Origin of the sequence: Prevotella sp. S7-1-8 (assembly GCF_000758925.1) — a bacterium.
GTDB lineage: Bacteria > Bacteroidota > Bacteroidia > Bacteroidales > Bacteroidaceae > Prevotella.
On sequence record NZ_JRNC01000009.1, the window covers coordinates 96,455 to 118,758 of the forward strand.

General features: G+C 52.3%; 20 protein-coding genes. 10 read left to right on the forward strand and 10 right to left on the reverse strand.

Annotation, left to right across the window (positions count from 1 at the left end; translation table 11 throughout):
* The first annotated feature begins 13 nt into the window (after nucleotides 1–13).
* The 6 genes from HMPREF1640_RS13095 to HMPREF1640_RS01465 all read left to right on the forward strand — a co-directional run bounded on the left by HMPREF1640_RS13095 (nucleotide 14) and on the right by HMPREF1640_RS01465 (nucleotide 7,260).
* Nucleotides 14–160, forward strand: coding sequence for a hypothetical protein (locus HMPREF1640_RS13095; RefSeq protein WP_156098671.1), 147 nt, complete (start codon nucleotides 14–16; stop codon nucleotides 158–160).
* A gap of 159 nt (nucleotides 161–319) precedes the next feature.
* Nucleotides 320–2,326, forward strand: coding sequence for a transcription termination factor Rho (gene rho, locus HMPREF1640_RS01440; protein WP_036891735.1), 2,007 nt, complete (start codon nucleotides 320–322; stop codon nucleotides 2,324–2,326).
* Nucleotides 2,327–2,388: 62 nt separating this feature from the next.
* Nucleotides 2,389–3,315, forward strand: coding sequence for a glucosaminidase domain-containing protein (locus tag HMPREF1640_RS01445; RefSeq protein WP_036891736.1), 927 nt, complete (start codon nucleotides 2,389–2,391; stop codon nucleotides 3,313–3,315).
* 24 nt (nucleotides 3,316–3,339) lie between these two features.
* Nucleotides 3,340–4,581, forward strand: coding sequence for a M64 family metallopeptidase (locus HMPREF1640_RS01450; protein WP_036891738.1), 1,242 nt, complete (start codon nucleotides 3,340–3,342; stop codon nucleotides 4,579–4,581).
* 63 nt (nucleotides 4,582–4,644) lie between these two features.
* Nucleotides 4,645–5,196: a M48 family metallopeptidase gene (locus tag HMPREF1640_RS01455; protein WP_197051467.1), complete on the forward strand. Its 552-nt coding sequence runs from the start codon at nucleotides 4,645–4,647 to the stop codon at nucleotides 5,194–5,196.
* Between the two features lie 330 nt (nucleotides 5,197–5,526).
* The gene (locus HMPREF1640_RS01465) at nucleotides 5,527–7,260 is read left to right on the forward strand and encodes a M6 family metalloprotease domain-containing protein (RefSeq protein WP_036891746.1); all 1,734 of its coding nucleotides are present in this window, start codon (nucleotides 5,527–5,529) and stop codon (nucleotides 7,258–7,260) included.
* Nucleotides 7,261–7,543: 283 nt separating this feature from the next.
* On the opposite strand, the gene HMPREF1640_RS13450 is transcribed toward HMPREF1640_RS01465, so the two are convergent.
* From HMPREF1640_RS13450 to HMPREF1640_RS01480, 3 genes are all read right to left on the reverse strand, one after another.
* Nucleotides 7,544–7,810 (reverse strand): hypothetical protein, encoded by a 267-nt coding sequence (locus HMPREF1640_RS13450; protein WP_197051468.1) that lies wholly within the window; start codon nucleotides 7,808–7,810, stop codon nucleotides 7,544–7,546.
* Nucleotides 7,811–7,883: 73 nt separating this feature from the next.
* On the reverse strand, nucleotides 7,884–9,110 hold the full coding sequence (locus tag HMPREF1640_RS01475) for a S9 family peptidase (RefSeq protein WP_036891750.1): 1,227 nt from the start codon (nucleotides 9,108–9,110) through the stop codon (nucleotides 7,884–7,886).
* Between the two features lie 151 nt (nucleotides 9,111–9,261).
* Nucleotides 9,262–10,005 (reverse strand): porin family protein, encoded by a 744-nt coding sequence (locus HMPREF1640_RS01480; protein ID WP_036891752.1) that lies wholly within the window; start codon nucleotides 10,003–10,005, stop codon nucleotides 9,262–9,264.
* Nucleotides 10,006–10,243: 238 nt separating this feature from the next.
* Here HMPREF1640_RS01480 and HMPREF1640_RS12680 point away from each other — a divergent pair, with 238 nt between their 5' ends.
* The 4 genes from HMPREF1640_RS12680 to HMPREF1640_RS01500 all read left to right on the forward strand — a co-directional run bounded on the left by HMPREF1640_RS12680 (nucleotide 10,244) and on the right by HMPREF1640_RS01500 (nucleotide 15,091).
* On the forward strand, nucleotides 10,244–10,414 hold the full coding sequence (locus HMPREF1640_RS12680; protein ID WP_081935238.1) for a DUF362 domain-containing protein: 171 nt from the start codon (nucleotides 10,244–10,246) through the stop codon (nucleotides 10,412–10,414).
* A 576-nt stretch (nucleotides 10,415–10,990) separates the two neighbouring features.
* Nucleotides 10,991–12,679 (forward strand): putative transporter, encoded by a 1,689-nt coding sequence (locus HMPREF1640_RS01490; protein ID WP_036891757.1) that lies wholly within the window; start codon nucleotides 10,991–10,993, stop codon nucleotides 12,677–12,679.
* A gap of 19 nt (nucleotides 12,680–12,698) precedes the next feature.
* Complete coding sequence (locus HMPREF1640_RS01495; protein ID WP_036891762.1) at nucleotides 12,699–14,102, forward strand: threonine/serine exporter ThrE family protein; 1,404 nt, start codon at nucleotides 12,699–12,701, stop codon at nucleotides 14,100–14,102.
* A 74-nt stretch (nucleotides 14,103–14,176) separates the two neighbouring features.
* Nucleotides 14,177–15,091, forward strand: a complete 915-nt coding sequence (locus tag HMPREF1640_RS01500) for a LysR family transcriptional regulator (protein WP_036891764.1) — start codon at nucleotides 14,177–14,179, stop codon at nucleotides 15,089–15,091.
* A gap of 128 nt (nucleotides 15,092–15,219) precedes the next feature.
* Here the strand turns inward: HMPREF1640_RS01500 and HMPREF1640_RS01505 are convergent, their stop codons facing one another.
* The 7 genes from HMPREF1640_RS01505 to HMPREF1640_RS01535 form a co-directional block, all read right to left on the reverse strand.
* Complete coding sequence (locus tag HMPREF1640_RS01505; RefSeq protein ID WP_036891767.1) at nucleotides 15,220–16,650, reverse strand: tetratricopeptide repeat protein; 1,431 nt, start codon at nucleotides 16,648–16,650, stop codon at nucleotides 15,220–15,222.
* Nucleotides 16,651–16,727: 77 nt separating this feature from the next.
* Complete coding sequence (locus tag HMPREF1640_RS01510) at nucleotides 16,728–17,687, reverse strand: PstS family phosphate ABC transporter substrate-binding protein (protein WP_036891768.1); 960 nt, start codon at nucleotides 17,685–17,687, stop codon at nucleotides 16,728–16,730.
* Between the two features lie 9 nt (nucleotides 17,688–17,696).
* Nucleotides 17,697–18,542, reverse strand: a complete 846-nt coding sequence (locus HMPREF1640_RS01515) for an energy transducer TonB (protein ID WP_036891769.1) — start codon at nucleotides 18,540–18,542, stop codon at nucleotides 17,697–17,699.
* A gap of 30 nt (nucleotides 18,543–18,572) precedes the next feature.
* Nucleotides 18,573–19,223: a biopolymer transporter ExbD gene (locus HMPREF1640_RS01520; RefSeq protein ID WP_036891771.1), complete on the reverse strand. Its 651-nt coding sequence runs from the start codon at nucleotides 19,221–19,223 to the stop codon at nucleotides 18,573–18,575.
* Complete coding sequence (locus HMPREF1640_RS01525) at nucleotides 19,223–19,852, reverse strand: biopolymer transporter ExbD (RefSeq protein ID WP_036891774.1); 630 nt, start codon at nucleotides 19,850–19,852, stop codon at nucleotides 19,223–19,225. The genes HMPREF1640_RS01520 and HMPREF1640_RS01525 overlap by 1 nt, the downstream gene beginning before the upstream one ends.
* A gap of 31 nt (nucleotides 19,853–19,883) precedes the next feature.
* A complete protein-coding gene (locus HMPREF1640_RS01530; protein ID WP_036891776.1) occupies nucleotides 19,884–20,729 on the reverse strand; it encodes a MotA/TolQ/ExbB proton channel family protein in 846 nt (281 codons plus the stop codon).
* A gap of 182 nt (nucleotides 20,730–20,911) precedes the next feature.
* Entirely contained in the window at nucleotides 20,912–22,105 is a 1,194-nt protein-coding gene (locus HMPREF1640_RS01535; protein WP_036891778.1) for a pyridoxal phosphate-dependent aminotransferase, read from the reverse strand.
* Nucleotides 22,106–22,304 lie beyond the last annotated feature (199 nt).

A 22,304-nucleotide genomic window follows, 5' to 3' on the forward strand; every position in this document is an offset into this window, starting at 1 on the left:
CTCTTGCTTAATCATGAAGCAAGCTAAGCAGGACGAGCCTCGTGCAACACACGACTACACCTTATATAATATAAGGCTCCGTACCAAACGCCCGGGCAAGCACGACGCTTGTCCGGGCGTCTCGCTCGCCACAAAACGACCTCGCCACAACAAGAAATGATTTTGCGGCAAGGGAAAAACAAATATATGTTAATAAAGAAGATTTTATGGAGCATAAATTTCGTAAATCGGCACATTTTATTACCTTTGCAACACATTTCATAAAAATGCTTCACTTTTGAAGCATTCTTCCCTTTAAAACAAATTTTACCATACAAACATGTATAGCAAAGAGGAATTATTATCCAAAGGTATCTCTGCATTGGGAGATATTGCCGGCAACCTTGGCATTAACTCAAACGATTACAACGATACCGACCAACTAATATACGCCATACTTGACAAGCAGGCAGAAAACGAGAGCAAAAACCAAGCATTGCTGTCTGCCAAGCACAAGCGCATACGTATAGGGCGCAGCGAGCCAGACCGCGTGTACTCGGTGAAAGGAAAGAACGGCGAAAACTTCGACACGAAAAACGGCAAAAACGGAAATGCGCAGTTGCCACTATTCAAAAACAACCCTGTTGCAACCACTTCAACAACAGTGGAAAACAATCCGGAAAAGAAAATTTCAGAATTGGAAGCGCAATTGGCGTCCATGCCAAAACACCGTGGCCCCAAAACGAAACAAGAACGCAAACTCATCGAAGAAATTGAAGCCCTCAAGACAACCGACGGCGAGAACAACACCCAAGGCTCCATCCAGAAAGAAACACAAAATCCAAAGACCGTGACAGAAGACAACGTCGACGCCACCGCGAACGACGCGGAGGCTGTCATCCCAGAAGCCTCGTTCGCAAAAAAAAGCGAGAATGAGGACAACAAAGCCAACGACGAACTGATCGCCAAGTTACAAGCAAAAATCAATTCGAGCAAGGACGACGACAACGACAACGAGGAATCCGAAAACCCCGACGGCATATGGGCCGGAGACCCCGGCGACGGGTCAGACTTCTTGATAATGACCGACCTGCCCATTGAAGACCAAGGAGAGGTGCCCAATTATGACATGTTCGACAACCCCATCAACTCTTTAGCGCAGCCAGCGGCCCCAAGCTATCAGCCAAGCGGCAACACATCGAATGGCAACCAGCAAGCATACGACTTCACGGATCTCATCAAAGGCATCGGGGTCTTGGAGATCATGCCAGACGGCTATGGCTTCTTACGCTCCAGCGACTATAACTATTTATCGTCGCCCGACGATGTATACGTGGCCGCCCAGCAAATCAAGCACTTCAATTTGAAGACCGGCGACGTGGTGGAATGTCATGTAAGGCCACCGCGCGAGGGCGAGAAATATTTTCCACTGACGGGTATTGACAAAATCAACGGGCGCACGCCGGCCGAAATTCGCGACCGCATACCGTTTGAGCACCTCACCCCACTCTTCCCCGAAGAGAAGTTCACACTCTGCGGAGACCCCAAGACCACCAATCTATCCACACGCGTTGTCGACCTCTTCTCACCCATAGGCAAAGGTCAACGCGCCTTGATCGTGGCCCAACCCAAGACCGGCAAGACCATATTGATGAAAAATATCGCCAACGCCATAGCCGCCAACCACCCGGAGGCCTACCTCATGATGCTGCTTATCGATGAGCGACCGGAAGAGGTCACGGACATGGCGCGCACCGTCAACGCGGAAGTCATAGCCTCCACGTTCGACGAAGCGGCCGAGCGTCACGTCAAAATAGCCGGCATCGTATTGGAGAAAGCCAAGCGCATGGTAGAGTGCGGGCACGACGTGGTGATATTCCTCGACTCCATAACACGGCTCGCGCGCGCCTACAACACGGTGTCGCCAGCCAGCGGCAAGGTGCTCACCGGTGGCGTCGACGCCAACGCCTTGCAGAAGCCCAAGCGCTTTTTCGGCGCCGCCCGAAACATTGAGGGAGGAGGTTCGCTCACCATTGTCGCCACCGCTCTCATAGACACCGGCAGCAAAATGGACGAGGTGATATTCGAGGAGTTCAAGGGTACGGGCAACATGGAATTGCAATTGGATCGCTCTTTGAGCAACAAACGCATATTCCCATCTGTCAACCTCATAGCCTCGAGCACTCGTCGGGACGACCTTTTGCACGACAAGACCACCCTCGACCGCATGTGGATCTTGCGCAAGTACATCGCCGACATGAACCCATTGGAAGCCATGAACGCCATCCATGATCGCATGGAGAAGACACGGGACAACTCGGAGTTCCTCCTCTCCATGAATGGGTAGCCACCACCCACGCCGCATAGCCAACAGCCCGACGGCCCTACACCCCTCAAATCCATATTCCCATGTATAGATTGAAACATTTTTTGTGTTGCCTATTCTGCGTCTGCGCCACCCTCTATGGGCAAGCGCAGACAAAGTGGAACAACCAATACCAAATATATTTCGACCAATACAAAGACATGGCTATCGAGCAAATGTTGCGCCACCACATACCCGCCAGCATCACATTGGCACAAGGCGTGTTTGAGAGCGCGGCGGGCACGAGCCTCCTGGCCACACGGGGCAACAACCATTTCGGCATTAAATGTCATGGGTGGACAGGGCGGAGCATGACCTGCGACGACGACGAAATTGGAGAATGTTTCCGCGTTTACGACAATCCCAAGCAGAGCTACGAAGACCACAGCGCCTTTCTCACGCGGAGCAAGAGATACGCTCGCCTCTTCTCGCTCGACCTCACGGACTACAAAGGATGGGCGCATGGGCTGAAAGCGTGCGGCTACGCCACCAACCCACGTTACGCATACAAGCTCATCGAGATTATTGAGCTGTACAAATTGTACCTTTACGACAACGCCACCACTTACGATCACTTCATGGCTGAGCGCTCGGGAGTGGCCCAACCCGTGGACCAGAGCCATCGCTTGCACCCCATACGCATCTTCAACAAGAATTATTACATGATGGCCCGCGAGGGCGACACTTTCAAAGCCATTGGCAAAGAGATCGAGCTGTCGGGCCGCAAAATCGCCAAATACAATGAGCGCGACTACCACGACGTGCTTCAAGCCGGCGAGATTGTGTACCTCAAAAAGAAACGCAAACATGCGCCCAAAGCATTCAAAAACAAGCCACATATCGTGCAACCGGGCGAAAGCATGTATTCCATAGCCCAACATTACGGCATAAGGCTGAAGAGTCTTTATAAAATGAACAAACTGCCGCCTGATTATCAAATTGAAGTGGGACGACAGTTGCGCGTGTACTAAATAACGAGCAAGAATGACACCACTATGAAAAAAACATTTTTGTCGCTCCTCGCGGCGCTTGTCACAAGCGCCACCGCCCAAGCGCAGGCTTTCGACGATTATTTCGAAGACCGCACGCTTCGCGTTGATTATATCTTCTCAGGCAGCCACGCCGACCAGCAGATCGCCGTGGACGAGCTGTTGGTTTCGCCCCATTGGTACGGCAAGCGACACCGGTTGGCCGACACGCCCGTAGAGGGCAACGGACAAATCATCGTGCGCGACCATCGCTCACAGCGCGTAATCTACCGCAACGCTTTTTCCACGCTGTTCCAAGAGTGGCAGCAAGAGCCCGAGGCCCTGCGCACGCGCAGAGCGTTCGAGAATGTCTTTTTGGTGCCCATGCCCAAAGACACCGTGGACATCACCGTGCAACTGCGAGACAACCGCCGCCAAGTGTGCGCCTCGCAAACACACCAAGTGGCGCCCACCGACATCCTCATTCGTCCCATCGGCGAGCGCGACATCACACCGTTCGAGACGCTGCAAACAGCCGACGACACCACTCACTGCATCCATTTAGCGTTCTTGGCAGAGGGGTACAGGGCCGAGGAGATGCCCATCTTCATACAAGACGCCAAAAAGGCAATGGAAGCCATCTTCGCGCACGAGCCTTTCAAGACCGCTCGCGGAGCTTTCAACGTCGTGGCCGTCAAGGCCGTCTCCACCCAAAGCGGCGCCAGCGAGCCGGGCAAGAAACTGTGGAAGAACACCGCCCTCGGCTCACATTGGTACACCAACTACAGCGAGCGCTACCTCACCACGTCGCGTTTGAAAACCATGCACCACCTGCTGGCCGGCATCCCCTATGAGCATATTCTCGTCTTGGTCAACTCGGCGCGGTATGGCGGTGGTGGCATACTCAACTCATACGTGCTCTCCACCACGCACAACAGATGGTCGGAGCCAGTCGTGGTGCACGAGTTCGGGCACAGCTTCGCCGGCCTTGCTGACGAATACGCTTATGAAGGCGACGAGATAGACATGTATCCCTTGGACGTGGAGCCGTGGGAACAAAACATCACCACCAAGGCAAACTTCAGCGGCAAATGGCAAGACCTCATCGGCCACGACCCCAAGGCGGGCTTCTTCGAGGGCGCGGGCTACAAGCTAAAAGGCGTTTACCGCGCCTATGACGATTGCCGAATGCGCACCAACGAGACCCCTGAGTTTTGTCCAGCCTGCCAAAAGGCCATCCGCACGCTCATCGATTTTTACGTGAAATAATCGCCCATGCGCCGTCACGCCCCAATCTTTCGCCTTACACTTTGGCTTGTAGCGGTGGCGACAATGGCGCTGGCGCCGCGCGCGAAAGCCAGCGCGCAAGTGTCAGACAGCGACCGTCTGGGCATGGCCTTGGATTATTTTCAGAGTGGCAAATATCACGAGGCGCGCCTGCTGCTGCAAAAACTCAACGCTCGTTACCGCTTGAACCCACGCTTCAAGGCATATCTCGGCGTGTGTTGCTATTACGAGTGGGATTACAAACAAGCCACTACCCTTTTAGACTCCGTAATCCCACAATTGTCGGCATTCGCCCCACAAGAGCGCTCCGTCTATTATTTCACCAACGCCGAGAGCCATTTTTTCTTGGGGCAATACGACCAAGCCCTGCCTCTCTACCAAGCAACGCTCAGTCTTTGCAAGCCAAACGAGACGCCCGACGTCTTTTATCGCATTGGCTTCATCCATACGTATCGACATGAATGGATAGCCGCCCTTGACAACTTGCAAAGTGCCCTGGTTTATTATCGGCGGCACCGACCTGAAGAGCAAGCCCGCATAACGCAAATAAGAAACATGATAAAGGGATGCTGCGATAAAATAAAACAAAGTCAGTGACCTGCGAAGGTCGTTTTTCACCATCTTCCACGTCATTGGCCTGAGAAGAAAGGCAAGATGATTGACACGTTATTTTTGTCACTTCAGAACGCAACAAATCGCCTTATTTTTAGTAACTTTGCAACATGGCATTCCATTTGCCCGGGTACGGGCAACACCTTGTGGGCCGACAAACCGTTTCACGCGGTGCAAGGCCTATGCCTCAAATGTAGCGCGCGCGCCATTGGGCTTGGCCGCCAGACACGACGAAAGGGACAATGTTTCCTCAACCATCGATGGCATAAAGAGTAAGACATGGCGTGACCGTCAGCATGCATAACCCCAAACATCATGAAAAAAACACTGCTTATACTCCTTGTCGTAATCTTTCACACGCTATGCGCGCGCGCACACAAGGTATGGCCCTACCCCATGACCTTCGCGCAAAGCGACGGAACCACCATCACCGTGCGACTCCACGGCGACGACACTTTCTCGTGGTACACCGACATGAATGGCAACATCCTCGAACGCCACGGCAACGACTTCAAAAAACTGAGCGTAGACCCCACCACTTACTTGGCCCGCGCGAGCCAAGCCACCCGCGCGCGAGCCATGCTCCGCGAGCCAATAGCGACATCCAAGACCACATTCCCACACATGGGCTCGCCGAGAGTGTTGGTCATATTGGCCGAATACCAAGACAAGAAGTTCGCCTTGAAAAACCCACGAGCGTCGTTCGAGCAATATTTCAACGCCACGGATGGCCATCCGCGAAACTTGGGCAATGGCGAAAACAACAACTATGGCAGCGTGAGGCAGTATTTCATGGCACAGAGCGATGGCAGGTTCCGCCCACAATTTGACATTCAAGGGCCCATCACCCTGCCTGAGAAGATGGCCTATTACGGTGGGACGGCCCCTAATGGGCGAGACGAGCGGTACATCCAGCTACTCAAAGATGCCTGCGCGGCCGTGGACCAATCGGTGGATTTCGCGCCATACGACCAAGACAACGATGGCAACATAGATCTTGTATACGTGGTCTACGCTGGCCAAGGTCAAAGTTCCGGCGGCGCGGTGGAGACCATGTGGCCCAAACGTTTTTTTGGGTTTAGCGACGTGAAGTTTGACGGCAAAGGGGTAAACCAAGGTGGCATCAGCAATGAGCTTTTTGGCCAAAGCACCGATCAAATCAACGGCATCGGCCTCTTCTGCCATGAGTTCTCGCACTGCTTGGGCTTGCCCGACTTCTATCCCACCACACTGGACGACACATACGACAACCAAGGCATGGAAGACTGGGACTTGATGGACGGAGGCGAGTATGTGGGCGGAGGTTTTTGTCCGACAGCCTACACGGCGTGGGAGCGCGAGGCCATGGGCTGGGACCATATACCCACGCTCACCGAAGCGGCGCACGTCAGGTTGGATGGCAGCGTGTCGGGGGGCACCAACGCCGTCAAAGTGGTCAATCCCAACGACGCCAACGAGTACTTCGTGTTGCAGCTTTTCGAGGACAAGGGGTGGAACCAACGCATGGCATGGTACAAAGGAAAAGACAAGGTGGTGTACGACCCATCCACCAAGGGGTTACTAATCTACCACGTCAATTACGACGCCACCCTCTTTAGCCTGATGGCCAACGACGTGAACAACGAGGTAGGGAAACCGCGCATGACTGTCGTGCCGGCCGACGGTCGTCTCGTGTCGTCTTACCGCATTGGCAAAAAGACCTCGGGCAAAACCATCTCTCGTCTCGACTACGCCAAGCAAGTGAACGGCGACATCTTTCGGGTGGATGACGAGCGCGCCGACTCCACGTTCAGCCAGAGCATGGATTTGCCCAACGCCAAATGGCGCGTGTCCGCCCCGGACATGCCCGTCTTCAACATCACGTACAAGGACGACTGCGTGTACATAGACTATCTGAAGCATCTCACGCCAGCCGGCATGGCCGAGCGCCATGTAGACCCGTCATTAGCCAAGATGATATACACCGTTGACGGCCGCCGCATGGGCACGTCGATAGAGGCGCTGCCAAAGGGCGTCTACATACGTGGTGGAAAAAAGTTTGTGAAATAGCCATACGGGCACTTTCCAAAAACCGTCCACGGCGGAAAGCAACCACCCAACATTATGACAAAGCGTGGCTCATTTTGGGATGTCCTCAGGTTGCCCACACCACAAAATTTAAGATAGCTCCCGCTTGCGTTCAAGCACCAATGGCATTGCGATTAGATAGCGATGGCGTGCCGATTAGTGCCTTATCATGTCGCGTTTAGGGCCTAAACGGAACGCCATTGGTATACATTGGCAAACGGCAGGCATAAGAGTGCCTCTTCCTGAAATCATTTCTCTGTTTTTCTTATTGTTTTCCGCTGTCTGGGACAAAACGCGGACAGCGCGCGGCATCATTGGTCCAAACAGAGGCGACCGCTGATAGCCACACGCGATTAACATGCTGTACATCCATGTCTTTTACACGTTTTTCGCGCTTGCCTGTACAGATTGGTTGGGGCAGGACGCGCGCCGTCGTCCATGTGGGGGGGAGCATGAGCCCTTCGTCCGGGGGCAAACGGCGGAACGGTTCATGCCCACACGTGATTTCCCTACCCTGCTCTTTCTTCAGCATAAGATGGCGCTTGCCTCGCCAAGACGGTGCCCGAGCCATCGGTCGTGGCAAAAGCGGCGTAGGCGCGGCCGCCCTACAGGGCGTTAATCCACCGTGCGATGTCGGCCAGCACACAGGGCGCCATGGTCTGATCTATATTGACGGCGTTGGATGGCAATCCTGACGGGTTGAACTGGAACGAGTGGCTCAACCCGGGGTACACCTTGATAGTGGCATGTTGGTTGCGCGACAGGCCAGCCTTAAGAGCCGGGGTGTTGATGGCTGGCGGCACGTTGAGGTCCGCCTCGCCACCGAGGGCGAGCACCGGGCAGCGTGTGGCACGCACGTAGGGACGCATGTCGGTGTCTATGAATTGGCGCATCCACGGCGTGTCGGCCTGTCTCAGCAGCATGGACCGCGCCTCGCGCGTGTTGGCCACCACGTTGGCGGTCGCGCCCTGCGCCTTGCCGAGGCCGTTGAGCTGCATCACCATCATGGTGTCTATCCTGCACGCCGGTCCGGCAAGGCTCACTATAAAATCGGGCAAGTGTTCGCTCGCCAGCATGAATGCCACCATGCCACCCTCACTGTGACCTACCACGCCAACCTTGGAAAACATGCGCGTGGCTTTGAGCCAAGCCAGTCCGCAGCGCGCGTCGGCGACGAAATCATGGGTTGTGGCGGTGGCAAAATTGCCCGTTGAGGCTGCCACGCCCCGATCGTCATAGCGCAGCGTGGCTATGCCGTGGCGCGCGAGAAAGTCGGCCATGACAAAGAAGGGCTTGTGATGGAACAGCTCCTCGTCTCGGTTTTGCGGCCCACTGCCCGTCACCATAAGCGCCACGGGCACACGCCTACCCTGCTTGTAGCCCACGGGCAGCGTGAGGGTGCCGGCCAACAGCACACAGTCATTGTCGTTGCGGAAGGTCACTTGGCGTGTCTCGTAGGGATAGGGTGGCTGTGGTTGTTGTGGCCTGTTGTAAGTCACGGTGCCCAGTCGCAGGGTGAGCGGCGTGGCGAACAGTCCTTGCTGGAAACGTCCCACGAGCGCGCCGGGTGTGGGCACGGCGGTGATGCGTAATGCCAAGCGGTCGAAAGCCACGTCGATGGAGTCTGCCCGGAGCGTGTTCACCTTGAGCGGCAACCGCTCCACGCCCTGCTCGGGCACGTCCATGGTGACAGAGTTTTGCGCCATGCTCACACGCAGCACAATGGTGAGCCGCTGCGTGCCAGCCTCAAGCGTGCCTTTCCAAGTGCCGTCGATGTCTTGGGCGGCGATGGGTTGGCACAGCATAAAGAATAAAAATAGGATAAGTTTCATAAATACTACTGTTTTCAATGCACTGTTCACAATGTTCAACGCACAATGTTTTTAATGCGCGATTGATGTGGCAGGATATTTTCAATCATGTTTAATTAGGTTTAACACGTTGAGAGAGCAACGGTTGTTGTCGATCGGAATGGAACGGAGGTCATTCAAAATAAAATGTGAGAACGACCATCTTGCACTGCGCCTTGTTCACGGCCTTGGCGTATGGCAGCATGTTTTTGTCCTTGACGCGACCGGGGAAGTTGGGGTCCAAAGCGTTGGTCAGGCCGTACATGAATTTGATTTCAGGCCTGAGCTTGAAAAAAGGCAAATAAAAATCGCACCCCACGCCCGCCTCAAGAAACAGGTCGTAACGTCTCAAGGCGATGTAATCGTTCTTGCTGTTGGTGAGATTGATGACGGGGTTAAGCCCGGCCATGATGTAAGGCCGGTGGTTGTCGCGGCGGCTTGCGCCAAAGATAATATCGGTGGCACACCCCGCGTACACGGTCTTGAGGTTTTGCCTGCGCTCGGCGAAGGTGTCGACGGCCCGTGGACGCATGTCCCGAAACACGATGTGGCGATTGCCAAAATAGAGGGCGGGCGCGATGCGCAACTGGAAATCGTCGGTAAGCCTGAACTCGCCAAGCACGCCCACATGAAAGCCAAGATCCCAGCGATCTTGGTCTGCGGTGATGACGCGCTCGCTTTGAGTGCCATCATCATTAATGGTGATTTGCGGACCGACATTGGTCAACTCTACATCTTGGGCATGCGGGCCCACCAAAATGCCAAAATGGAATGGCCTAAGATCGGTGTACGGGCGGTTTTGGACCGTTCCGCGCTGCGCCGAAGCCACGTGTACAGTGGCCAAGGCGACGAGAGAGATGACAAGCGCTCTTTTCATGTTGATATAACGTGGCGGTGGGTTAAATATTGCTTTGGGACGAAACCCATGTTGACAAATACGCGTAAAACGACTTTCATGTCAAGGGAAAAAATAAATATTTCAAAAAAAAACATCATCATTTGTAGGTATTCCGAATATTTTATTTATCTTTGCACCATATTTCAAAGGGCGAGCGATATCGCCCACGCGCTTACATATTGTACAAAAACATTTTGAACCAACAAAACGAATTATTATGGCTTACGTAATTAGTGAAGACTGCATCGCATGCGGAACTTGCATCGATGAGTGCCCGGTAGAGGCTATTTCAGAAGGCGACATCTACAAAATTGACGCTGACGCATGCACGGAGTGTGGGTCTTGCGCCGCGGTTTGCCCACAAGAGGTTATCCACCTCGGCGAGTAAACGCGCCGTCTTTCCAAGAACATGGGTTAAAGACGAACAATCATTGATTCTGTTCTCATAATTTGAAATTTTTGTCCCGAAGGTCGCAACGCGGCTTTTGGGACTTTTTTTTGTCCGGCGCAGGAAGGGCCAGCGCCGATTGGCCAAGGCTTTTTATTCGCGCGCGAGGAAAACGGCAAGGGAAACATGAAATGATATTGGCGCGCGGCTGATGGCCGATTGTCCGCCGGGCAAGACTGTCTTTCGACAGGAGCGAACGTCGATGGGCATGGTTAACGTTTTGTCTAATTGATTGCATAAAGATTAAATTGTAGGTGGTATCGTCATTTGTTTTAGCCGCAATCAGCTACGACAATAGCAAGACAGACGCACCATCAACGCGAACATCTGCGCCAACAACGCAATTACTGGCGTTTTTAATTGCATGAAAAGACTTCGGCGTTCATGCCAAAGCGCACGTCCGAGCACCAAAGCCATGGTCAAAACTGATAGCAGGTATCGCGATTTGCCAACGCCAAGCCTTGTTATCATTTGCGTTTCGCCATAACTTTGCACCATCGAAACACAATAGGACAAATGGAAATAATACTTAATCTTTTCAGAGGATTTCCCGAGTTTTGGGGTGGCGGGGTAGCCCACTCCGTCATGATATTGGCGCTTGTGATAACGGCAGGGCTGTATTTGGGCAGAATAAAGGTGAAAGGGCTGTCGTTAGGATTGGCGTGGATACTTTTCGTGGGACTTATTTTAGGGCACTTCAATTTCAATCTGGACGTGCACTTGCTACATTTCCTGAAGGAGTTTGGGTTGATACTTTTTGTCTATTCCATTGGCTTGGAGGTTGGGCCGGGGCTCTTCTCTTCGTTCACCAAGGGCAGCAAGACGCTCAACGCGCTTGTTGCCATCGTCATAGCCATCAGCTTGGTGTCAGCGACAGGCGTGTTTTACCTTTCGGACACGCCCATCACGACGGTCGTGGGCATATTGTCCGGAGCCGTGACCAACACCCCCGGCTTGGGTACGGCGCAGCAGGCGTACAGCGACCTGCGCGGCATTGATGCGCCAACGATAGCCACTGGCTACGCCGTGGCGTACCCCATGGGCGTGCTGGGGGTGATATTGTCGTTTCTAATACTAAAATGGGTGTTGCGAATCAATGTGGATGACGAGGAAAAAGCGGCCGAGGGTGGCATTGGCCATTTGGAGAACATAACGCTGAACACCTTCTCCATCACCATGAGCAACGACACCATCGACGGCGCGACGGTAGGGCACATACGCGAATTGCTCAAGCGCGACTTCATGATCTCGCGCATATATCGCGCCAAAGACGGCCGCCACGACGAGGTGGTGGATGGCAGCACCGCGGTGCGCGTGGGCGACACCCTGCTCGTCGTGGCGCGCCCGGCAGACCAAGAGCCCATCTGCGCCCTGCTGGGAGAGCGCGTGGAGATGCACTGGGAGAAATTTGGCAACGAGCTTGTGTCACGCCAGATACTCATCACCAAGACTGCCGTGAACGGCAAGTCGATAGAGCAGATGAGAATAAGGAGCACCTTTGGCGTGAACATCACCCGGATAAGTCGCTCCGGCGTGGACTTGGTGGCAACGCCAAAGCTCAGGCTGCAGATGGGCGACCGTGTGACCGTGGTGGGCAATGAGCTGTCCATCAGCCACGTGGAAAAAGTCTTCGGCAACAGCGAGCGCAGGCTGAACGACCCAAACCTCATACCCATCTTTCTCGGCATCATGTTAGGATGCGTGCTGGCCAACGTGCCATTCGTGCTGCCAGGCATCTCGGCCACCCTGCGACTGGGGCTTACGGGAGGCCCGCTCATCGTGGCGCTGCTCATCGGCTATTTCGGGCCGAAGCACAATCTCGTCACGTACAACACGTTGAGCGCCAACCTCATGTTGCGACAATTTGGCCTGTGCGTGTTCTTGGCATGCGTGGGTTTAGGCACCGGAAGCCAGTTCGTGCAGACCGTGGCCACGCAGGCGGGCTTGACATGGATAGGCTACGGACTGATCATCACCATGATACCAATGCTCATAGGAGGACTGATAGGCCGCTATGTGTTTCACATCAACTACTTCACCTTGCTGGGCGTGCTCGCCGGCGCGAACACCAATCCGCCGGCATTGGCCTACGTGAACGACATGACGCAAAGCAACTCGCCGGCCGTGGGCTACTCGGCGGTATACCCTTTTGCCATGTTCATGCGCATCGTGACGATACAGATCATGATTTTCGTGTTAGGATAAAAGACTCTTTCGGGATAATATGGATAATAATTCGATGAATGTTTCCGATGTGGCCACACTGCATCGGAAACTCGACTTGCTCTTGCAGACAGGCTGCTTCTTGATGGATTGCTCGGCAGACACGGTGATGATAGTGAGAAACATGAAGCGAGTGGCAGACCATTGGGAGCTGGACGAACGGTTGCTGAACGTATACATCAACTACAACGTGTTGATGCTCAACTACAGCAACAACGAGAAATCGTACACCAAGTTTCAAAAATGCGTCAAGCACGGCATAGACATGGATGCCGTGACGCGCGTGAGCCATCTCACGTGGCGGGCCATCAAATACAACTATGACGTGGAGAAATACGCCGAAGAGCTGGACCGTATCAAGCGCATGCCGCGCCATTACACGCCATGGCAGGTGGCCACCGCCGCCGGGTTTGCCTGCGGCGGCTTCTGCATCCAGTTCGGATGCGACTGGCCAGCCTTCTTCTATGCGTCGGTGGCGGCCATCCTCGGTTTCAGGCTGCGCATGTTTCTTATGGCCAAAGGGGCCAACAACTATATCAGCATATGCGCCGCCGCCTTCGTGTCCACGATTTTGGCGTGGCTCAGCTCGTTTATATCCCTTTCGCCCACGTTGGCCCACGCCATGCCATCGTGCGTCATCTCGGACACGCCTTGGCACCCACTGTTGGCCTGCGCGCTGTTCATAGTGCCAGGCGTGCCACTGATAAATTTCGTGAGCGACATGCTCAACGGGCACATACAGACGGGACTTATACGCGCGCTCAACACCCTGCTCATGGTTATCGCGATGGTGTTCGGCATCACGTTTGCCATAGATTTCTGTGGGATAGACAATTTCGTGCACGACCTCTCGATGGTGCCCCACCATAACTATATAGAGTTTGCCATCGCCGCGGCCATCTCGGCCATAGGCTTCTCCACCATCTTCAACACGCCACGCCAACTGCTGCCCATCATCGCCGTGGGAGGCATCATCGCCGTGTGCTGCCGCAACTTTGTGAATTTGGGACCAAGCACCGGCAACACCGGGCTGGATCAAGGTATCGTCATTGGCTCGCTGGCGGGCTCCACGCTCATCAGCTTGATTTGCGCCATGGCCACGCACTGGTTTCACACGCCGCACCAGTGCCTGTCCATACCAAGCGTCATACCCATGGTGCCGGGCGTGTTGATGTATCGAGCGCTGTTCGCCTTTGTCGACATGCAAGGTGTCGTGGGCGAGGTGACGGCGGGCATGCACTATTTTATCATGGCATCGCTCATCATATTGGTTATCGCGGCGGGGGTGGCCGTGCCAAACATATTCATCAGGAGAATGTGGCAGAACAAACGCAAAATCAGGTATTACAACCTCTTGATGCAGCGAAGGCGAGAACAGGCGGCCAAAGTGCGTGCGAGCCAATGACAGCAAAGCTGGCCACAAGGCATACGTTTCTTGACGATTATCCCTATCTTTGCACTTGAAACAAGCAGAACACAATGGAAATAAGACAACTAAAATATTTTTTGAAAGTGGCCGAGACGCTCAATTTCTCGGAGGCAAGCCGGCGGCTCTACATATCGCAGAGCACGCTGTCGCAACAAATTAGCAACTTGGAGAACGAGGTGGGGCTGCCCCTCTTTGAGCGTAACAGCCACGAGGTGCATCTCACCGAGCCGGGACGCGAGCTGCTGCCCTACGCACAGCGAGCCGTGGTGGCCGCCGACTCGTGCTTCGACCACATGGCCGATTTGAAACAAATGCTCACCGGCGAGCTGAACATCGGTGTGACATACTCTTTCAGTACCATCATGATGGACACCATGGTGGACTTCATAAAAATACACCCGGGTGTCAAGCTCAACATCTTCTACCAATCCATGGAAGAGCTGATGGATATGCTCAAGCGCAGGGAGGTGGATTTCGTGCTGGCCTTTTTGCCACTCAAATTCAACAAGGATATTGACAGCAGGGTCATCTTCAGCAACAGATTGGCCGCCGTCATGAAAAGCGACCATGTCTTGGCCAAACAGCAAAACGTTAAGCCGGAGGAGTTGCAAAACCACGGATTGGTGCTCCCGGCGCATGGCTTGCTGGCCCGGAGAGCCTTTGACAAATTTTTGGCTGAAAAAGATTTAAACTTGAAAGTAAAGGTAGAGGTAAACAATGTGGACTTGATTTTCCAACTGTTGCATCGCACCAACTATGTGTCCATATTGGCCGAGTCTACCGTCTTGCACCATGAGAACGAGCTGAAAGCCATCCCTATCGACATGCCCGACAATCAAATCGAGGGCTGCATACACATGCTCAAGGACGCGTATCTCAAGAACGCGGCGCAAGAGTTTATCAAGATGCTATGCGGCTCTACCAGCATCCTCACAAATTTCGCGCTCAAGGATATTTTACTGTAGGTCGCGAAGGGCAAGGTCGCGCCAGCGCGCATGACGCAAACAAAATCCCCTATCACCATGTTGGCGACAGGGGATTTGGCGTTTTTACCGCGATTCGCGGGCGTCGGCGACGCGACCGCTCCACGCATTTATTTCATGGCTGCCACCTGCTTGGCCACCTCGTTCTCAGGATCGATGCCGAGCAGCTTGTTAGCGTAGACCTTGGCCGCCGCCTTGTTTTGCCTTACGTTATAGCTATACACCAAAAGGTAGAGATAAGCCTGCTTCAACATTGATAACTCGCTATTGTTTTTCTCTGCCTTGCCCTCTAACGAGGCGGATAGAGCCTCGTAGTATGGCTTGGCCAACCCTTGTTTGCTATCAGGATCCAAGTTGGCGTTGATCTGGCCACGCATATAGTTGGCGTAGTTCTTGTAATTGGGGAATTTCTCCATTATCAGCGCATACACAGCGTCTGCTTTCTTAAATGCCGCGTTGGCGCCAGCTTGGTCGCCTGCGTGTGTCTTCCTTGAGGCAATCTCCGTGTAGAGCGTGCCAAGATTGTCAAGCGTCTCCATGGTCGTATCCACGCCAGCGACGGATTTCTCGTAATACGCCACGGCGTTGTCGTAGTCGCCCTTTTTGAGGTAAACGTCGGAGAGGTTCTTGTTGATTATGGCAATTTGTTTGTCATTGCCCTTGTTGAGCGCGATGGCCTGGTCAAAAGCCTTGACGGCATCATCCCAACGCTCGGCCATCTGCAAAGCGGTGCCATAGTATATGTAGTCTTCGCCAATGTAATGTGCGCTGTCACTCTTGTTGAAGAGACGATCGGCGTAGTCGAGAGCCTGCTCTGTCTGCTTGAGGTCGGTATAGTTGTAGAAAGCTATACGATTCCATCCCGAGCGGCGCGGGTCTCGGCTCAAACCTGCCTTGCAAATGTTTATGCTCTTGTCGCGTTTGCCGAGAAGCCATGTTGTCATGGCATAGTACGTGATATCCTCGTCATCCATGTTGCTCTTGTCTGTCACCTTGTCATAGTAGGCCTCCGCTTTCTCATACTGCTGGGCAATGTAGAAAATTCGGCCGCACAGAGCGTCAACGGGATAGTCTGGGCGCTGAGCGCGCAGCTCCTCGAGATTGGCCACGGCTTCTTCCGGGCTTCTTCCGCGCAGGATCATGGCATACTTGTAATAAGCCTCTGGGTCTTTCGGGTCAAAATATTTGGCTTGTTGATAGTTTTCGGCAGCCGTGCCAGCGTCGTCTTGGGTTACGGCAATGTCGCCCTTGAGCAAGAAAGCCTTGGCATACTTGTGGTCACGGGAGAGCGCATAATCCGCGAAACGCTGTGCGTTGACAGTGTCTTTCTCGTTGAGAAAAATCTTGCCGATAGCTACAAGAACCGCTGGATTTTTTTTGTTTTCCTTGTACAATTTCTTTACGTTATCCTTGTAATCAGGACCTTTAGCCTTGATCACTTGCGTGGCTTGCTCCACGACAGCCTTGTTGTCTTGTGCCATTGTCGGCGCAAACGAAGCGAAAGCAAGCGCGCCCAGCAATAAATATTTAGCTACTTTCATAATTCCTTTAATCTTAGTGTTAATGTTGCAAAATTCTTTTTTTGTATAAAACTGTTGTTATCTTGATTTTGTTGCCTCTATTCTGTAATATTAACATTTCTTACATTTATGTTACCCATGACGGGAAGCAGTCCAGTTTTCAAAACTATGCGTTGTCCTTTTGGGCCCTCAACAAAATGAGCGAACCCCCAAGGCAAGCCTTGACGCGGGTCGTTGAGCAGCGCGTAGATGGTTCTGACGAGCGGATACTCTCCATTATAAATGTAATATTGGTATGGCTTGCGGCCACTGGCAGGCGTGGCGGGATGCACATGGCTCACGCTCATCACGCGAACCTTCTTGTTGAACGTGAGGTTGGTGGAGTCTCTTTTGTCGTTGAGCCAATTGTTTCCAATGATACCAATGGCATTGGGGGTGCTCTCGACGTATTTGATGACCTCTTCGGTTTTGTTCACCGCGGCCACGTTAGGGTTGGCGATGGGCTTGCCTCCAAGGATGGAATCTTCTACATAATGGACAGTGCTTGACTTGGCATTGTCAAACACCACGGTGATCGCGCCACGCTTGGAACCCTTGTGAAGCTGTCCCCAAGTGGTGATACGGCCGCTCATGATTTGCTCGATATCCTTGACTGAAATAAGGGTATCGGTGTTGTTTTTGTTAACAATAAAAGCCAAAGCGTCGTATGCCAATTTCAGGGAAACCGGCTTGAAATTCTTGGCTTGCAGGTTTTTCAGCTCTGACGGTTTAAAGTCGCGGGCCGTAAAGGCCAACCATGTCTTGCCCTCAAGCAACCGTTTGATGGCGTCAGACTCGTTGGTGTATATCGGTTTGACCTTTGCCTGTGGATAATCGTGTTCGAAGACGAAACGCTCTTCTTCTATAATGGGACTAAAACTTTCATCAGAGACGAAACTTATCGTCCCTGATGAATATGTATCCGTCCGGCCGTCTTTTCCCTTCTTGTTGTCGCAAGAAGAGAGAAGACTGGCGGACAGTGTTAATCCTACGATGATGTAAGATGTTATTTTTCTCATAAATTATTATTACTGAAGCCTGAACTGCACAGGAACGTTGTACTTCACGCGCACGGCCGAGCCGTTCTGCTTGCCGGGAATCCACTTAGGCATGGACCTCACGACACGCTGCGCCTCGCGGTCTAACGACGGGTCGACAGATCTAACAATTTTCACATCTGTGATAGATCCATCACGTTCCACCACGAATGACACCGTGACACGTCCTTGCACGCCATTCTCTTGCGCCACGACAGGGTATTTGATGTTTTCGGAGAGATACCTCATCAAGGCGGCGTCGCCACCGGGGAATTTAGGCATTTGCTCCACAACGTCGAACACCTTGTTCTCAACTTCCGGTTTATCAGGTTTAACAGGCTCGTCAGCCACGCGCTCTGTCACTTTGAGCACCTCGCCTTTCTCGCTGTTTCCTTTCACGTCAAGCGCGCCGATAGCGGTGTTGGTCTTCATCAAGTCTTCCTGGGTTCTCATCTCTTCCTCAGGCTTCACGTCCTTGTCTTTTTTGATGACGGGCGCGGTAAACTTGATAGAAGACTTCACCTCTTTGACCACTTCCTGCTTTTTCTCAGGGATTTGAATATCCTTGCGCTTAACCTCTGCCTTTTTCTTAGGCTGGTTCAATACGGACAACTCTGTCACCTGCTCGTTTTTCTGGTGCGCGGCCTGATACCTATCGTATGCAGACTTTGCGATGTAAAACGCAATGAACAGCGCAGCCAGCAACGCTATAACCATGATGGAGTAGATATTTCTCTTCGAGGTGGACCTGCGGAGCTTGTACGCGCCGTATTCCTTGTTCCTGCCCTCAAAGACAAGATCTGTCCATGCGTTGGTTGTTACATCTATTTTTGCCATTTCTTAACTTTTAAATAGTTTCGATAATGCTTACATCTTGACATTGTTCTTCTTGAGAAGCTCCATGTCATCCTTGCTCAGCTTGTCGATTACATACTTACCTATGCTGCAAATCTGCATTTCGTCAAGAGCGTCCACGAGGTTTTTGTAACTGGAATTGTCTGTGGCCTTGATAATGACTGTCATGGTTTGGATTTTCCCATTCTCCAACTCTCCAGCCTTGATCTTGCTCAACTCCTTAGCGTATACGGAGTCAGACATCTTGCCGTTAGGGTCGTCTCTTTTCTTGTCGAGCTTCGCCTTGGCTTCCATCACCTGCTTCACAGGCGTGGTTCCGTCTTCAGTCTCATGGTTGAAGAGCACTCTGCGTATCCCATCTCTTCCCCACGTGGTTTTTTGCAAACAATCCGGCTTCTCGGGTTTGACCATACCGGCAACGTAGTATATTTGGTTGTCGGCAGCGCAATAGATCGTGATGGTGTAAGACTCCTTTGTCACGGTCTTGTCTTGCTCGTTCAGGTTTTTGTCGTTACTCGGCATACTCAATTCCATCGTCTGTGGTTTTGCCAAAGACGTGCAGAGCATGAAGAACGTGATGAGAAGCATCATCATGTCAACCATAGGAGTGAAGTCCACGCGGACATTCATCTTCTTTTGTTTGCTTTTTCCTTGCTTTGCCATTATGCGTCCTCCTGTTTCTTATATTGAGTGATGAGATAGTAACGGTTCTCGTTCATGTCTTGAAGTTCGCTCATGATCTTTTTCACCGTCTTGTATGGAGTTTTCTCGTCGGCCTTAATGGCGATCTTGGCGTCGGGGTTGGCCTCCTTGGCTGCCTTCACCCAAATTTGGAACTCGCTCATAGCCGCATCCCCTTCTTTGCCTTTTACGGAGTCGGTTGGGATGCCATAGTTTTTGATAGCCTCCGGCATCTTGTTCTTGTCCATATTGAGGTATGCTTGAAGGTCATCCATCGGCACGCCCCACATGGGATCGTCCGAAAACTTCTTCTGTTGTTCAGCTGTTAGCTGAATACCAAACTGACCGGTAACGTCTTGCAGAGCGGCCTCCTTGTCGGTGGTCTTGTCCAAACTCATAAATATCTTGCCGTCATCGCTGACGAGGATATTGAGGACATTGTTTTCCGGAACCTTGATTTCGGATACCGAGCCTGGCGTGTTCACCCTTACCGGTTCTTGCTTCACAAATGTAGACGTGAGCATAAAGAACGTAAGCAAAAGCACCATCACGTCAGACATAGGGGTCATGTCTATCCAGACGTCACTTTTCTTAATTTTTACTTTACCCATAGCGATAAATATTTTAAGGGGTTAGCAAAAATTAAGCTTCGTCCGCATGGTTAACTTCGTATGTCTGAGCAATTGAATAACCTACCTCGTCGAGTGCGTATGTCAATTTATCAATCTTGTTGGTGAAGTAGTTATAGGAGATAACGGCGCACCAAGAAGTTACGATACCGAAAGCGGTATTGATCAAAGCCTCAGAAATACCTGTTGAAAGGGCGAGCGAGTCACCACCACCACCAGCGGCCAAAGCTTGGAAAGACCGGATCATACCAGTTACGGTACCGAGCAGACCGGTAAGCGTACCCAACGTTACGATAGTCGCGATGATGGGAAGGTTCATTTGCAGGGTAGGCATCTCAAGCTGGGTAGCCTCCTCGTGAGCCTGCTGTATCTTGGCAACTTTTTGCGCTTTTTTCAAAGACACGTTTGCGCCGCTGTTCATATCCTTGTAAGCGTTGAGAGAAGCGAGCACCACGTTGGCAACAGAGCCTCTCATTCGGTTACAGAGTTGCTCCGCCTTGTTGAAATCGTTGGCTTTCAAGGCAGCTTTGATATTGGCGACAAACTTGGTGAGGTTACCTTTGCCAAAAGCCGTTTTCAATGCCAAAGTGCGCTCCACGGAGAGACAGAGCACGGTTAGCAACAATGTGTGGATCACTGGTACGACGACGCCACCTTTATAGATGGTACCGAGAATGTTAGCGGGAGCGTTAGCGTTATCACCACCTTGGAAATTCTCGCCAGCGCCTAATACGAAATTAAAGATACATACAGCTGCAATGAAGCATACGACGATGATCCAGAATGCACCTCTAATTCCTGTGAAGCCTTCAGACTTCTTGACAGCCTTGGGGGCTGCGGCTTTTTGTGTAGTTGCCATAATCTTAAATTAATTTTTAGTTGTTAATAAATTATTTATGAATGTTTTTTCTTCAAGTTGTTAGTTTATAGCTTTTTCATCACGATTAACCAATATATGGGTGGTGTTTTGTCGTATTGATATTCGCAAAGATAACAACTTTTATGTAATTGCAAATGTTTTCGCTTGTTTTTAACATTATTTTATTTCAGTTTGCCGACCGCCTCCTTTACGCGCCTCATAGCCTCGCGAATATTTTCGTCACTCGTGGCATAACTCAAACGCAATCCACTCGGCTCGCCGAACGCCTCGCCGGCCACGGTGGCCACGTGGGCCTCTTCGAGCAGGTACATAGCGAAGTCGGCGGAGTCGTTGATGGCGCGCTCACCATCGCTTTTGCCGAAGAAGTAGTCGCACTTGGGGAAAAGGTAGAAAGCCCCTTGGGGCACGTTCACCTCAAGCCCGGGGACGTCTTGGGCTAATTTGACAATGAGGTCGCGGCGTCGCCGAAAAGTTTGACGCATACCCTCCACGCATGCTTGGTCACCGTTATAGGCCTCGAGCGCGGCCATCTGGCTCACGTCGCAGGTGCCGCTGGTGTATTGCCCCTGTAGCTTGTTAATACCTTTGATAATCCATTCGGGCGCGGCCGCCCATCCAAGCCGCCATCCTGTCATGGCGTAAGCCTTGCTCACTCCGTTACAGATGATGGTGCGCGCTTTCATGCCAGGACAAGACGCAATGCTGGCGTTCGCTCCTGCATAATTAACGCGCTCGTATATCTCGTCTGACAACACGAAGACGCCGTCATGCCCAAGCACCACCTTGGCCAGCTCGTCAAGTTCGTCGCGGGTGTAAACGGTGCCCGTTGGGTTATTGGGTGAGCAGAGTATGACCATCTTGGTTTTGGGCGTGATAGCTTGGCGCAGCTGCTCAGGCGTAATCTTGAAGTCTCGCTCGAATAGCGCGCGTATCACCACCGGCTCTCCACCCGCTATTTTAACCATCTGGGGATAGCTCACCCAATAAGGCGCAGGGATGACGACCTCATCGCCGGGGTTTACCAACGCGAGCACGGTGTTGCACACAGCTTGCTTGCCCCCAGTGCTAACGAATATCTCGTTGGCGCCGTATTGCAAGTGGTTCTCACGTTTGAGTTTATCCGAGATGGCCTCTCGCAGCGACAGGAAACCAGGCACGGGCGAGTATTTGGAGCAGTTGTCCTCAATGGCCTTTATGCCAGCGGCCTTGATATGGGCAGGCGTATTAAAGTCAGGCTCACCAACGCTCATGTTAATCACGTCTATGCCCCGCGCCCTCATTTCCGCGCTTTTTTGTGACATGGCCAACGTGGCCGAAGCTGCCAAACTGTTGAGACGATCTGATAATTGTGCCATATTTCTGGGAGGGATAATACTTATTGCGTTGCAAATATAATAATTTTGCACTTTAAAACACAAAAATAGTAGCGTTATTTCACAAAAATGGCCATATTTGTATAAGTATGTAACAAAAATAAACATTCGGTTTGCAAGGTTGACACGTCTCTCGCCACAAATTTATAGAGGGAAGTCCTCCCGCCACGTACCGACAGGA